The sequence below is a fragment of the Streptomyces sporangiiformans genome, from assembly GCF_005768555.2.
Classification (GTDB): Bacteria; Actinomycetota; Actinomycetes; order Streptomycetales; family Streptomycetaceae; genus Streptomyces; species Streptomyces sporangiiformans.
Genome location: NZ_VCHX02000345.1, coordinates 35,516 through 48,158 on the forward strand (window position 1 = coordinate 35,516; position 12,643 = coordinate 48,158).

14 protein-coding genes are annotated in these 12,643 nt (G+C 69.0%); 7 read left to right on the forward strand and 7 right to left on the reverse strand.

Going from position 1 to position 12,643, the window contains the following annotated elements; genetic code table 11:
* Positions 1-63: 63 nt before the first annotated feature.
* The 4 genes from FGD71_RS44560 to FGD71_RS44575 all read right to left on the reverse strand — a co-directional run bounded on the left by FGD71_RS44560 (position 64) and on the right by FGD71_RS44575 (position 3,451).
* On the reverse strand, positions 64-972 hold the full coding sequence (locus FGD71_RS44560; protein ID WP_119106322.1) for an amino acid ABC transporter permease: 909 nt from the start codon (positions 970-972) through the stop codon (positions 64-66).
* Positions 969-1,643: an amino acid ABC transporter permease gene (locus tag FGD71_RS44565; protein ID WP_119106323.1), complete on the reverse strand. Its 675-nt coding sequence runs from the start codon at positions 1,641-1,643 to the stop codon at positions 969-971. Before FGD71_RS44565 ends, FGD71_RS44560 begins: the two co-directional genes overlap by 4 nt.
* Positions 1,644-1,739: 96 nt before the next feature.
* Positions 1,740-2,588 (reverse strand): glutamate ABC transporter substrate-binding protein, encoded by an 849-nt coding sequence (locus FGD71_RS44570; protein WP_181359401.1) that lies wholly within the window; start codon positions 2,586-2,588, stop codon positions 1,740-1,742.
* Between the two features lie 86 nt (positions 2,589-2,674).
* Positions 2,675-3,451, reverse strand: a complete 777-nt coding sequence (locus FGD71_RS44575; RefSeq protein WP_119106325.1) for an amino acid ABC transporter ATP-binding protein — start codon at positions 3,449-3,451, stop codon at positions 2,675-2,677.
* A gap of 298 nt (positions 3,452-3,749) precedes the next feature.
* On the opposite strand from FGD71_RS44575, the gene FGD71_RS44580 reads away from it, so the two are divergent.
* Positions 3,750-4,436, forward strand: a complete 687-nt coding sequence (locus FGD71_RS44580) for a response regulator transcription factor (RefSeq protein WP_119106326.1) — start codon at positions 3,750-3,752, stop codon at positions 4,434-4,436.
* 9 nt (positions 4,437-4,445) lie between these two features.
* On the forward strand, positions 4,446-5,858 hold the full coding sequence (locus tag FGD71_RS44585; RefSeq protein WP_119106327.1) for a HAMP domain-containing sensor histidine kinase: 1,413 nt from the start codon (positions 4,446-4,448) through the stop codon (positions 5,856-5,858).
* An 84-nt stretch (positions 5,859-5,942) separates the two neighbouring features.
* Here FGD71_RS44585 and FGD71_RS44590 read toward each other — a convergent pair whose 3' ends face one another.
* Complete coding sequence (locus FGD71_RS44590; protein ID WP_119106328.1) at positions 5,943-6,941, reverse strand: TAXI family TRAP transporter solute-binding subunit; 999 nt, start codon at positions 6,939-6,941, stop codon at positions 5,943-5,945.
* Positions 6,942-7,080: 139 nt separating this feature from the next.
* On the opposite strand from FGD71_RS44590, the gene miaB reads away from it, so the two are divergent.
* On the forward strand, positions 7,081-8,568 hold the full coding sequence (miaB, locus tag FGD71_RS44595; protein WP_119106336.1) for a tRNA (N6-isopentenyl adenosine(37)-C2)-methylthiotransferase MiaB: 1,488 nt from the start codon (positions 7,081-7,083) through the stop codon (positions 8,566-8,568).
* Between the two features lie 68 nt (positions 8,569-8,636).
* Positions 8,637-9,365: a class III extradiol dioxygenase subunit B-like domain-containing protein gene (locus FGD71_RS44600; RefSeq protein ID WP_119106329.1), complete on the forward strand. Its 729-nt coding sequence runs from the start codon at positions 8,637-8,639 to the stop codon at positions 9,363-9,365.
* Positions 9,366-9,589: 224 nt separating this feature from the next.
* Here FGD71_RS44600 and FGD71_RS44605 read toward each other — a convergent pair whose 3' ends face one another.
* Positions 9,590-9,859 (reverse strand): antitoxin, encoded by a 270-nt coding sequence (locus FGD71_RS44605; protein WP_119106330.1) that lies wholly within the window; start codon positions 9,857-9,859, stop codon positions 9,590-9,592.
* A gap of 24 nt (positions 9,860-9,883) precedes the next feature.
* Positions 9,884-10,057: a gliding motility protein gene (locus FGD71_RS49980; protein ID WP_338120115.1), complete on the reverse strand. Its 174-nt coding sequence runs from the start codon at positions 10,055-10,057 to the stop codon at positions 9,884-9,886.
* Positions 10,058-10,347: 290 nt separating this feature from the next.
* On the opposite strand from FGD71_RS49980, the gene miaA reads away from it, so the two are divergent.
* The 3 genes from miaA to dapF all read left to right on the forward strand — a co-directional run.
* The gene (gene miaA / locus FGD71_RS44615) at positions 10,348-11,286 is read left to right on the forward strand and encodes a tRNA (adenosine(37)-N6)-dimethylallyltransferase MiaA (protein WP_119106332.1); all 939 of its coding nucleotides are present in this window, start codon (positions 10,348-10,350) and stop codon (positions 11,284-11,286) included.
* A gap of 108 nt (positions 11,287-11,394) precedes the next feature.
* The gene (locus FGD71_RS44620) at positions 11,395-11,892 is read left to right on the forward strand and encodes a hypothetical protein (RefSeq protein WP_119106333.1); all 498 of its coding nucleotides are present in this window, start codon (positions 11,395-11,397) and stop codon (positions 11,890-11,892) included.
* Positions 11,893-11,939: 47 nt separating this feature from the next.
* Positions 11,940-12,643, forward strand: a 704-nt coding sequence (gene dapF, locus FGD71_RS44625) for a diaminopimelate epimerase (protein ID WP_119106334.1), incomplete at its 3' end; no start/stop codon positions are given.

The window sequence follows — 12,643 nt, forward strand, 5'->3', positions numbered from 1 at the left end:
AGTGACGGAGGCAGTGGCGATCATGCCACTGCCTCCGTACCGCTCATGCCACTTGACTGTTCATCAGATGGTGCCGCCGCCACCGGTCGCGGTCGTGCCCCCCACCTCGCCGGCGTTGATGTCGTCCACGTCGTCGACCCCGAGGACCGCACCCGTGCCCTTCTTGCTGCGCCGCAGCCTGCCCTCCAGCCAGCTCGCGAAGCTGGTGAGGATGAAGTTGAGCACGATGTAGATGACCGCCACCACGACGAAGCTCTGAACGACGTTGGCGTAGTTGGCCGCGAGCGTTTGGCGCGTGTTGAGCAGCTCGGTGAACCCGATCATCACGCCGCCCAGCGCGGTGTCCTTCACGATGACCACGAGCTGGCTGACGATGGCCGGCAGCATGGCCGTGACGGCCTGCGGCAGCAGGACGTTGTTCATCGTCTGGCCCTTGCGCAGGCCGATCGCCATCGCGGCCTCCGACTGGCCCCTGGGCAGGGACAGGATGCCGGCCCGTACGATCTCCGCGAGGACGGACGCGTTGTAGAGCACCAGTCCGGTGACGACCGCGTAGAGGGGCCGCTGTTCGCTGGTGACGTTCGTGTAGCGGTCGTAGAACTCGTTGGCGAACAGCATCAGCAGCAGTACCGGGATCGCCCGGAAGAACTCGACCACCACGCCGGCTGAACCCCGCACCCACCGGTGGTCGGAGAGGCGCGAGATGCCGAAGACCGCGCCCAGCGGAAGGGCGATCAGCATGGCCATTGACGCGGCCTTCAGCGTGTTGGCCAGGCCCGGCAGCAGATACGTCGTCCAGGCCTGGGACTCGGTGAACGGCTTCCACAGGGCCCAGGTCAGCTGGTTCTTCTCGTCCATCGTCCGCCAGACCCACCACAGGAGCAGGGCGAGCAGGACGAAGAAGACCACCGAGAGGAACACGTTGCGCCGCTTGGCGCGGGGCCCCGGAGTGTCGTAGAGAACGGAGCTCATCGCTTCACCGCCAGTCGCTTGCTCAGCCAGCCGAGGATGAGGCCGGTGGGCAGAGTCAGTACCACGAACCCGAAGGCGAAGATCGCGCCGATGAGCAGCGTCTGGGCCTCGTTCTCGATCATTTCCTTCATCAGGAGGGCGGCCTCGGCCACGCCGATCGCGGCTGCCACGGTCGTGTTCTTGGTCAGGGCGATCAGCACGTTGGCCAGCGGGCCGATCACCGAACGGAAGGCCTGCGGCAGGACGATCAGCCGCAGGATCTGGGTGAAGTTCAGCCCGATGGCACGGGCCGCCTCGGCCTGTCCGAGCGGCACCGTGTTGATGCCGGAACGAATCGCCTCGCAGACGAAGGCCGCGGTGTAGGCGACGAAACCGAGGACCGCCAGGCGGAAGCCCCGGACCTCGAAGTCGGACGCACCCATCGTCACGCCGAAGATGTCGGAGAGGCCGAGCGAGGTGAAGACGATGATGACGGTCAGGGGGATGTTCCGGACGATGTTGACGTAGGCCGTGCCGAACCCGCGCATGAGCGGCACCGGGCTGACCCGCATCGCGGCCAGGATGGTGCCCCAGACCAGGGAGCCGACGCCGGAGAGGACGGTGAGCTGTACCGTCGTCCAGAAGGCGCCCAACAGGCTCGGGTCGTCATAGTCTGAAAGAAAGTCGAACACGATTTCCCGCGCTTCCGGGTGTGTGGCGTACGTGGACAGCGCGGCGTGCCGCCGCCTTGATCGCAGTCGGCGACGGCACGCCCGTGAACCCTCGCGCTACTTGACGATGTTGCCGATCTTCGGCGCGGGCTCGTTCTTGTAGTTGGCCGGACCGAAGTTGTCCTTGACGGCCTTCTCCCAGGCGCCGTCGCTGACCATCTTCTCCAGGGCGGTGTTGATCTTGTTGAGCGTCTCGGTGTCGCCCTTCTTCACACCGATGCCGTAGTTCTCGTTGCTGAGCTTGAGGCCGAGGAGCTTGAACTGGCCCTTGTACTGCTCCTGTGCGGCGAAGCCCGCGAGGATCGAGTCGTCCGTGGTCAGCGCGTCCACGGCGCCGCTCTGCAGAGCGGAGATGCACTCCGAGTAGCCGCTCCTCTCGGTGAGGTTGGCCTTCGGGGCGAAGTCGTTCTTGACGTTCTGCGCCGAAGTGGAGCCCGTCACCGAGCACAGGTTCTTGTCGTTGAGGTCCGTGGCCTCGGTGATGTCCGAGTCGGCCTTGACCAACAGGTCCTGGTGGGCCAGCAGGTAGGGGCCGGCGAAGTCGACCGACTTCTTGCGCTCGTCGTTGATCGAGTAGGTGGCCGCGATGAACTTCACGTCACCGCGCTTCAGTGCGTTCTCCCGGTCGGGGGTCTTCGTCTCGACGAACTCGATCTGGTCGGCGTCGTAGCCGAGCTCCTTGGCCACGTAGGTCGCGACGTCCACGTCGAAGCCCGAGAAGGTACCGTCCGGCTCCTTCAGGCCGAGGCCCGGCTGGTCGTACTTGATGCCGACCTTGATCTTGTCGCCGCCACCGGAACCACTGCCGGAGGCGGAGCTCTTGTCGTCGTCACCGCCGCAGGCGGTCGCCGTCACGGAGAGGACGATCGCGGTGGCGGCCGCTGCCGTAACCTTGCGGAACTTCATGGTGAACATCCTTTGCTGGTGAAGAAATGCTGGCCGTTCGATGCTGGTGGCACGGGCTCCTGTTCGTGGCCCGGTGCGCAGGCGCCTCAGTGGTGCAGGATCTTCGACAGAAAGTCCTTGGCACGGTCGCTGCGCGGGTTGCTGAAGAACTGGTCCGGCACAGCCTCCTCGACGATCCGGCCGTCAGCCATGAAAACGACACGGTTGGCAGCCGAACGGGCGAAGCCCATCTCGTGCGTGACGACGATCATCGTCATACCGTCACGGGCGAGCTGTTGCATGACTTCCAGGACCTCGTTGATCATCTCGGGGTCGAGAGCCGATGTCGGCTCGTCGAAGAGCATCACCTTGGGGTCCATGGCCAGCGCCCGGGCGATCGCGACACGCTGCTGCTGACCGCCCGAGAGCTGTGCGGGGTACTTGTCCGCCTGTGTGCTGACGCCCACCCGGTCGAGCAGCGCGCGTGCCTTCTCCTCGGCCGCCTTCTTGTCCGCCTTGCGGACCTTGAGCTGGCCCAGCGTCACGTTCTCGAGCACCGTCTTGTGGGCGAAGAGATTGAAGGACTGGAAGACCATGCCGACGTCGGCACGCAGTCGGGCGAGCGCCTTGCCCTCCGCGGGCAGTGGTTTGCCGTCGATCGATATGGCTCCCGAATCGATCGACTCCAGACGGTTGATCGTGCGGCACAGGGTGGACTTTCCGGACCCGGAGGGCCCGATGACCACGACAACCTCACCACGAGTGATGGTCAAGTCGATGTCCTGAAGCACGTGCAACGCGCCGAAGTGCTTGTTGACGTTCTGCAGTACGACCAGATCGTCGGCCATGGGTACGGCGTCCTTGGTCACCGATACTTCGGTCATCGGCCTTTTGCTCCGTCCTCCTCGGTTGCGGAGACAGTAGTAATGCCTGACGACCAGCGTCATTACATCTGAGGGGAAATTGAGCATAACGATCTGGTAGCAAGCGGACACTCTTCGTGAAGGGAGCCATCCAGGGTGTACCTGTACGAGCTGAGTACCGGCTGAGTAACGGAAGCCGCCCTCGACCCGCTCCCCCTTGACGCCGTCCTTGTCCATCGGCGTGACTTCCTTGGAGCATCCGCGCGTGCACACGTATATGTGTCGACATTGTATGACTGATGAAGGGAAGGGGGCCGGAATGAGACTGCTCCTCGTCGAGGACGACAACCATGTCGCCGCCGCGCTGTCCGCGGTCCTCGCACGGCACGGCTTCGAGGTCGTGCACGCCCGCAGCGGCGAGGAGGCCCTGCAGGCGCTCGTCCCGGAAAGCGAGGGCTTCGGGGTGGTACTTCTCGACCTCGGCCTCCCCGACCAGGACGGCTACGAGGTCTGCGGCAAGATCCGCAAACGCACCAGCATTCCGGTGATCATGGTGACCGCGCGTTCCGACGTACGCTCCCGGATCCACGGCCTCAATCTCGGTGCCGACGACTACGTGGTGAAGCCCTACGACACCGGGGAACTGCTCGCCCGTATCCACGCCGTCAGCCGGCGCACCGCTCCCGACGACGCGGCGGTTTCCGGGGAGACCGCGCTGAAACTCGGGTCCGTGCACATCGAACTGCCCACCCGCCAGGTCAGTGTTGACGGTTCGGTCGTCCAACTGACCCGCAAGGAGTTCGACCTTCTCGCGCTTCTCGCCCAGCGCCCCGGAGTGGTGTTCCGACGGGAGCAGATCATCAGCGAAGTGTGGCGCACCAGCTGGGAAGGGACCGGCCGCACCCTGGAGGTGCACGTCGCCTCCCTGCGTTCCAAGCTGCGGATGCCGACCCTGATCGAGACCGTGCGCGGCGTCGGCTACCGGCTCGTCGCCCCCGCGTCGTAGCGGGCCCGGGTGAGCGCACGCCTCCTTCCGCTGCTCATCGTTCTGATGGCGGCCGTACTGCTCGCTCTCGGCCTCCCGCTCGCCATCAGCGTGGCCGCGGCCGAGCAGCAGAAAGTGGTCGTCGACCGCATCGACGACACGGCACGCTTCGCGTCGCTGGCACAGTTCGTCACCGACCGCCCGACCGGTTCCCGGGTCGCCTCCACCCCCACGGACGAGCGCCGCGAGACCCTCCGCCAGGAACTCACCAAGTACCACGGCGTGTACGGCATCCGGGCCGGGGTCTTCTACCGCAGCAAAGAACCCATGGCCAACGCGCCCACGGACTGGTACCTCCCCGACGAGAGCGAAGGCCTCCAGGCGTTCAACGAGGCGCTCCTGGGCCGCCGCAGCCACGACCCGGAGCAGGTCTGGCCCTGGCAGCGCAACCGGCTCGTCGTCGCGTCCCCGGTCATCCGGGACGGCGACGTCATCGCGGTCGTGGTCACCGACTCGCCCACCGGGCAGATGCGTTCGAAGACCCTCCACGCCTGGCTGATCATCGGCGCGGGAGAGGCCGCCGCGATGCTCCTCGCCCTCGGCGCCGCGCTGCGCCTCACCGGCTGGGTGCTCCGGCCGGTGCGCGTCCTGGACGCCACCACGCACGACATCGCGACCGGACGCCTCAAGTCCCGGGTCGCGGTCGCCGGAGGCCCACCGGAACTCCGGCGTCTGGCCCGCTCGTTCAACGAGATGGCCGACAACGTCGAGGACGTCCTGGAACAGCAGCGCGCCTTCGTCGCCGACGCCTCGCACCAGCTGCGCAACCCCCTGTCCGCCCTGCTGCTGCGCATCGAGCTGCTCGCCCTGGAGCTCCCTCAGGGCAACGAGGAGATCGCCTCCGTCCGCACCGAGGGCAAGCGCCTCGCCAACGTTCTGGACGACCTGCTCGATCTGGCCCTGGCCGAGCACGCCGAGGCGGATCTGCGGCTCACCGACATCGGCGAACTGGCCGCCGAGCGCGTGGCCTCCTGGTCGCCGGTCGCCGACGACAAGGGCGTACGCCTGGTCGGGAACTGCCCGGCCACGACCGCCTGGGCCGACCCGGTCGCTCTCTCCAGCGCACTGGACGCGGTGATCGACAACGCGCTGAAGTTCACGCCCGAGGGCGAGTGCGTGGAGGTCGAGGTGGCGTCCAACGGGGTGACCTCGACCATCGTGGTCACCGACCGCGGTCCGGGGCTCAGCGACGACGAACTCGCCCGTATCGGTGACCGGTTCTGGCGCAGCGCCGGCCACCAGAACATCAAGGGTTCGGGTCTCGGACTGTCGATCTCACGGGCGCTGCTCGCGGCGGGCGGCGGGTCGATCGCGTACGCCCATCACGAGCCGCACGGTCTGAAGGTGACGGTGATCGTGCCGCGCTCGGCACCTACGGCCTGATGACTCGGCACCTACGGCCTGATGACTCGGCAACTACCGGCTGAAGGCTCGGCGCCCACGCCCTGATGCCAGGGCTGGACCGGGTTACGGCTTGACCGAGCGGTAGTAGCGGCGCGCGCCCTCATGCAGGTCCAGGGGATCGGTGTAGATCGCCGTCCGGAGGTCCACGAGCTGCGCCGCGTGCACCTCGCCGCCGATGCGGTCGCGGCTGTCGATCACCGTACGCGTCAGCCCCTCGGTCAGCTCGGCGTCGGTGTCGGCCCGCGTCACGAGCAGGTTCGCCACCGCCAACGTCGGTACGGCGGTGCCCGCCTGGGCCTTGGGATAGGCGTCCGCGGGCATGACGGCGGCGCGGTAGTAGCGGGACTCGCGGCCCTGCTTGTGCAGCTTCGCGATGAGGTCTTCGTCGATCGGGACCAGCCTGATGTCGACGCTCGTCGAGAGGTCGGTCACGGCACTGGTCGGCAGCCCGCCGGACCAGAAGAAGGCGTCGATCTTGCCCTCCTCAAGCAGCTTCGGCATGGTTCCTATGCCCTCGGACACCGGGGTGATGTCCTTCCCCAGGTCGAGACCGGCCGCCTCGAGCACATGCCCCGCGATCAGCCGTACGCCCGAGCCGGGCTGCCCCACGGCCACCTTCTTCCCCCGGAGATCCCTGATGGAGTCCACGGAGGACGCGCGCGGAACGACCACGTGCATGTAGTCGTCGTACAGCCGGGCGCAGCCGCGCAGCTGGTCCGCACCCGGTCCGCCCGCCAGCTTGTACTTCTCCACCGCATCGGCCGCCGCGATCGTGAAGTCCGCCTCCCCGGTGGCCACCCGCGCCACGTTCTCCTGCGAGCCCTCGCTGTTCAGCAGCTTCACGTCCAGGCGCGGCATGTCCTTCGCCAGTGCCTTCTGCAGCAGCTCCCCGTAGAGCTGGTAGACCCCCGTCCGCGTACCCGTGCTGAAGGTGACCGTCCCGCCCGGCGAGCTCTCGCCCAGGGGCAGCAGCCACCACAACAGCAGCCCGAAGGCCACGAAGGCGGCGGTCGAACCCTGCAGGACGCGGCGTCTGCCGATGCGGCCGAGTACCTGGAACATGCGCGCGATCCTGCCAGCTCACGGGCGGCGATGACCAGGGCAGGGCCCATGAGCCACCCTCCATGCGCCGGTGCCGGCCCGGGCCCGCCGGGAATACCCGGCCACGCGCGCGTGGCGACCCCGTACCCTGGTGTACGAGATGAGCGCGAAGACTTACGAGGTGCGCACCTACGGGTGCCAGATGAACGTCCACGACTCCGAGCGGCTCTCCGGGCTGCTGGAGGACGCAGGTTACGTGCGGGCACCCGAGGGTGCGGACGGCGACGCGGATGTCGTCGTCTTCAACACGTGTGCCGTGCGGGAGAACGCCGACAACCGCCTGTACGGCAATCTCGGCCGTCTCGCGCCGATGAAGTCGAAGCGGCCCGGGATGCAGATCGCCGTCGGGGGCTGTCTCGCGCAGAAGGACCGCGACACCATCGTGAAGAAGGCGCCCTGGGTGGACGTCGTCTTCGGCACGCACAACATCGGCAAGCTGCCCGTCCTCCTGGAGCGCGCCCGCGTCCAGGAAGAGGCACAGGTCGAGATCGCCGAGTCGCTCGAGGCGTTCCCCTCGACGCTGCCGACCCGCCGCGAGAGTGCCTACGCCGCGTGGGTCTCCATCTCCGTCGGCTGCAACAACACCTGCACGTTCTGCATCGTCCCGGCGCTGCGCGGCAAGGAGAAGGACCGCAGGACCGGTGACATCCTCGCCGAGATCGAGGCGCTGGTCGGCGAGGGCGTCAGTGAGATCACGCTGCTTGGCCAGAACGTCAACGCCTACGGCGCCGACATCGGCGACCGCGAGGCCTTCAGCAAGCTGCTGCGGGCCTGCGGGAAGATCGACGGCCTGGAGCGCGTGCGGTTCACCTCGCCGCACCCCCGTGACTTCACGGACGACGTGATCGCGGCGATGGCCGAGACGCCGAACGTGATGCCCCAGCTCCACATGCCGCTGCAGTCCGGCTCCGACCCCGTCCTGAAGGCGATGCGCCGCTCGTACCGGCAGGACCGGTATCTCGGGATCATCGAGAAGGTCCGTGCCGCGATCCCGCACGCCGCCATCACCACGGACATCATCGTGGGCTTCCCCGGCGAGACCGAGGAGGACTTCGAGCAGACCCTGCACGTGGTCCGCGAGGCGCGTTTCGCCCAGGCGTTCACGTTCCAGTACTCCAAGCGCCCCGGCACCCCGGCGGCCACCATGGAGAACCAGATCCCCAAGCAGGTCGTGCAGTCGCGCTACGAGCGCCTCGTCGCCCTCCAGGAGGAGATCTCCTGGGAGGAGAACAAGAAGCAGGTCGGCCGCACCCTGGAGCTGATGGCCGCCGAGGGCGAGGGCCGCAAGGACGGCGCCACGCACCGTCTCTCCGGCCGTGCCCCCGACAACCGCCTGGTGCACTTCACCAAGCCCGACGTCGAGGTGCGCCCCGGCGACGTGGTCACCGTGGAGATCACGTACGCCGCCCCGCACCACCTGCTCGCCGAGGGCGCCGTCCTCGACGTGCGCCGCACGTGCGCGGGAGACGCCTGGGAGAAGCGCAACGCGGCCGAGACCGCCAAGCCGGCGGGCGTGATGCTCGGGTTGCCCGCCGTGGGTGTCCCGGCGCCGCTGCCGGCCGCCACGGGCGGCTGCTCCGCTCACTGACCGCACCGAGCGCTGACCGCACCGAGCGCGACCATTTGGACGGGCAGCCGCGGCAGTAGGCTGCGATCATGCTGGTCGCCGCCGCCGTCTGCCCCTGCCCGCCCCTGCTCGTGCCGGAGGTCGCGGCGGGCGCGGCGCCCGAGCTGGACACCGCGCGAGCGGCCTGCGAGGACGCCCTAGGGGTACTCGCCGCGGCGCGGCCCGACCGGCTGATCGTCGTCGGCCCCGCCGAGCCGAGCGGACGCGGACCGTATCCGGAAGGCTCGCACGGCTCGTTCCGCGGCTTCGGCGTGGACCTCGACGTCCGCCTCGGTGAGCACGGGCCGGGCGTCGACTCGTCGGAGACGTCGGCACGTGAACTTCCGCTGTCGCTGGCCGTCGCGGCCTGGCTGCTGAGACGAACGGACTGGTCCTACGCCCCGGTCGAGGGTCTCGGCGTGGAGGAACGTCTCTCGGTCGAGCGCTGCCTTCGGGCCGGAGAGGACATCGCCGCGCGGGCGGGACGGGTGGCGCTGCTGGTGATGGGCGACGCCAGCGCGTGCCGGACGGTCAAGGCGCCGGGATATCTGGACGAGCGGGCGGCGGAGTTCGACGCGGGGGTCGCGCGTGCGCTGGGGACGGCGGACGTGGCGGCACTCAAGGCACTGGACGCCGACTTGGCGTACGAGCTGAAGGCCTCCGGCCGCGCCTCCTGGCACGTGCTCGCGGGCGCGGCCGAGGGTGCGGGCCTCGGCGGCGCGCTGCTGTACGAGGACGCGCCCTACGGCGTGGGGTACTTGGTGACGGCCTGGTCTTAGGCACTCGACGCCGGACGGCTACGAGGTGCGGGCCTCGGGGCGCCGCCAATATCTGGGCGTGGCTGCCGAGTTGGCCCCCAGGCGTGGTGGCCGGGCCCCGGGGCGTGACGGCCGGACCCCGGGCCGTGCGTGGCTTCGCCCGGCAGCAGATGGCGTCGGCCAAGCACACGGCGGACGGCCCGGAGCCTCATGTGCTCCGCGAAGCCGTCCGCCGAGGTGCTGTTTCACGATGTCGGGGGCGGCGGAGGCGCAGCGCCGCCGTCCGTCCCACCGCGCTCCTTGTGCGCGAGCCGGTCCAGGGCGTCCTTGGCCTTGCCGGCCCTTGTCTGGATCTTGTCGCTGTACTTGCCCTTGGTCTTCTCATCGGCCAGCTTGGCGGCCCTGTCGAGACCGTGCTCGATCTTGTCGATCGGGCCGGGATGCCGCTGTGCGAGGTCTGAGACCTTCTCCTTGGCAGGCGCGAGCCTGCCCTTCAGATTGTCCAGGAGACCCATGGTTCACCCACCCTCGCGGGACCGTTACTTGTGGGCGCCCTCGTCGGCCTGGTTGTCGGCCGCCGCCTCGGCGGACTGCTGCTTGGGGATCTCGACGCCGTCCCCCGACGCGGTTTCGGCGGGCTCGGCCGACGTCGCCGCGGACTCGGTCCCCGTCTCGGCCGCCCCCTTCACGGCGTCCTCCGTCTCAGCCTTCACCTCGGGGTCGGCCGTCAGTGTGTCGGCCTGTGCCTCGGTGCTTGACGCATCTTCGGACTTCTTGGACTTGGATCCATCTTTCCTAAGAAGCCTTGCAAAAACGCCCATATCATCTCCATACCCTACTCGTGCGGGCGAAATTCCGCGTCGCCCGGTGCGTCCCATTGCCTCGCCCGGGTCGCCGCCCCTCGAAACCGGCGGCTGGAACCTCCCAAGAGGCAACGACCCCGGGCCCGTGGCGTCACGTATCTCGTTCGAGAAGAGGCCCTGGGGTTTGCGAGACTGTTGCGGTGAGTAGTTCAGCCCCCGCTCCGCGGGTCATCGCCGTCGTCGGTCCGACCGCCGCAGGAAAGTCCGATCTGGGTGTCCACCTGGCCCAGCGTCTCGGGGGTGAGGTCGTCAACGCCGACTCCATGCAGCTCTACCGGGGAATGGACGTCGGCACCGCCAAGCTGACGCCCGAGGAACGCGCCGGCGTCCCCCACCACCTTCTGGACATCTGGGACGTGACGGTGACCGCGAGTGTCGCCGAGTACCAGCGGCTCGCCCGCGCCCGTATCGACGCGCTGCTCGCCGAGGGGCGCTGGCCGATTCTCGTCGGCGGTTCCGGCCTGTACGTCCGCGGGGCCGTCGACAATCTGGAGTTCCCCGGCACCGACCCCGAGGTGCGGGCCCGCCTCGAGGACGAGCTCACCCTGCGCGGCTCCGGCGCCCTGCACGCCCGGCTGGCCGCCACCGACCCCGAGGCCGCCCACGCGATCCTGCCCAGCAACGGCCGCCGTATCGTCCGTGCCCTCGAAGTCATCGAGATCACCGGGCAGCCTTTCACCGCCAACCTTCCCGGCCATGACTCCGTGTACGACACCGTGCAGATCGGCGTCGACGTGGCGCGCCCCGAGCTCGACGACCGCATCGCCCGCCGGGTGGACCGGATGTGGCAGGCCGGACTGGTCGAGGAGGTGCGCGCACTGGAAGCACAGGGGTTGCGCGAGGGGCGTACGGCATCGCGGGCGCTCGGTTACCAGCAGGTACTGGCGGCGCTCTCCGGGGAGTGCACCGACGACGAGGCGCGAGCCGAGACCGTACGCGCCACCAAGCGCTTCGCGCGCCGCCAGGATTCCTGGTTCAGGCGCGACCCGCGGGTGCATTGGCTGAGTGGGGCCGCGACGGATCTCACGGAACTTCCGCAGCGTGCGCTGGCATTGGTCGAACGACCGGTTACAGCCTGATCACGTCATGGCATCGGGACGCTCCGCCCGCCATCCCGGCCGCCGGGGCCGTGCCATCATCGAGCTTCGATCGACCAAGTGGAGTCCGAGTTGGGAGGGCGCGTGGCGATGGAGGCCGGCCCTCGCGACACCGCACAAGGCGCGGAGCTTGACACCGCACAGGATCCGCGGGAACCGGAAGGGGAGCGACTGAGCCCCGACGGGCCCGACGAGACGTCGGGCGGCGTGACCGCCGACGGACCCGAGCCCGACGAGATGTTCGCGGAGCCCGAGGTCGAGGTCGAGCTGCGCCCGCAGCGCCGGCTGCGCATCTGGCAGCTCGCGCCCATCGTGGGCCTCGCCGCCCTCGGGTCCCTGATGTTCGCCTTCCCCCTGGCGTTCAACTTCGGCGACAGCGGCGCCATGATCGCCATGCTCGGTCTGCTGATCTCCTCCTGCGCCGCGGGCTGGGGCATGATGGCCGCCCGCCGCGTCGGCCACACCTGGCCGGGCCTGCCGCAGCGCGGCTCCGGCGGTCGCTCGGACTGGCGGGTCGTGATCGCGTACGCCGTGGTGGTCGCCGTGGTCGTCGTCCTCGCCGTGTGGCGCGTGGCCCGCCTGCGCTGAGGCCCCGGAGCCGTCACGGTGTCGTACCGACCCCGTACGATCGAGGAATGAGCACGCGGATCGCCTTCCTCAAGGGACACGGGACCGAGAACGACTTCGTGATCGTCCCCGACCCCGAGAACGCCATCGACCTGCCCCCGGCCGCCGTCGCCGCCCTCTGCGACCGCCGCGCGGGCATCGGCGGGGACGGTCTGCTGCATGTCGTACGGTCCGCGGCGCATCCCGAGGCCAAGGACATGGCGGCCGAGGCGGAGTGGTTCATGGACTACCGCAACGGCGACGGTTCGATCGCGGAGATGTGCGGCAACGGAGTGCGGGTGTTCGCCCGCTACCTCCAGCGCGCCGGCCAGGTCACCGAAGGGGACCTCGCGGTCGCCACGCGTGGGGGCGTGAAGTCGGTCCACATCGCCAAGCAGGGCGACGTCACCGTCGGCATGGGCAAGGCGTTCCTTCCCGAAGGCGACGTGACCGTGAGTGTCGGGGAGCGCAGCTGGCCCGCGCGCAACGTGAACATGGGCAACCCCCACGCGGTCGCCTTCGTCGACGACCTCGACCACGCCGGAAACCTGTTCGCACCCCCGCCGTTCAGCCCGGTGTCCGCGTACCCGGACGGGGTGAACGTCGAGTTCGTCGTCGACCGGGGCCCGCGGCACGTGGCGCTGCGCGTGCACGAGCGCGGCGCCGGCGAGACCCGCTCGTGCGGCACGGGCGCGTGCGCCGTCGCCGTGGCCGCGGCGCGACGGGACGGGGC

Coding starts and splice junctions, on each gene's coding strand:
- FGD71_RS44560 (WP_119106322.1), bottom strand. CDS start 972: ATGAGCTCCGTTCTCTACGACACTCCGGGGCCCCGCGCCAAGCGGCGC.
- FGD71_RS44570 (WP_181359401.1), bottom strand. CDS start 2,588: ATGAAGTTCCGCAAGGTTACGGCAGCGGCCGCCACCGCGATCGTCCTC.
- FGD71_RS44575 (WP_119106325.1), bottom strand. CDS start 3,451: ATGACCGAAGTATCGGTGACCAAGGACGCCGTACCCATGGCCGACGAT.
- FGD71_RS44580 (WP_119106326.1), top strand. CDS start 3,750: ATGAGACTGCTCCTCGTCGAGGACGACAACCATGTCGCCGCCGCGCTG.
- FGD71_RS44590 (WP_119106328.1), bottom strand. CDS start 6,941: ATGTTCCAGGTACTCGGCCGCATCGGCAGACGCCGCGTCCTGCAGGGT.
- miaB (WP_119106336.1), top strand. CDS start 7,081: ATGAGCGCGAAGACTTACGAGGTGCGCACCTACGGGTGCCAGATGAAC.
- FGD71_RS44600 (WP_119106329.1), top strand. CDS start 8,637: ATGCTGGTCGCCGCCGCCGTCTGCCCCTGCCCGCCCCTGCTCGTGCCG.
- FGD71_RS44605 (WP_119106330.1), bottom strand. CDS start 9,859: ATGGGTCTCCTGGACAATCTGAAGGGCAGGCTCGCGCCTGCCAAGGAG.
- FGD71_RS44620 (WP_119106333.1), top strand. CDS start 11,395: ATGGAGGCCGGCCCTCGCGACACCGCACAAGGCGCGGAGCTTGACACC.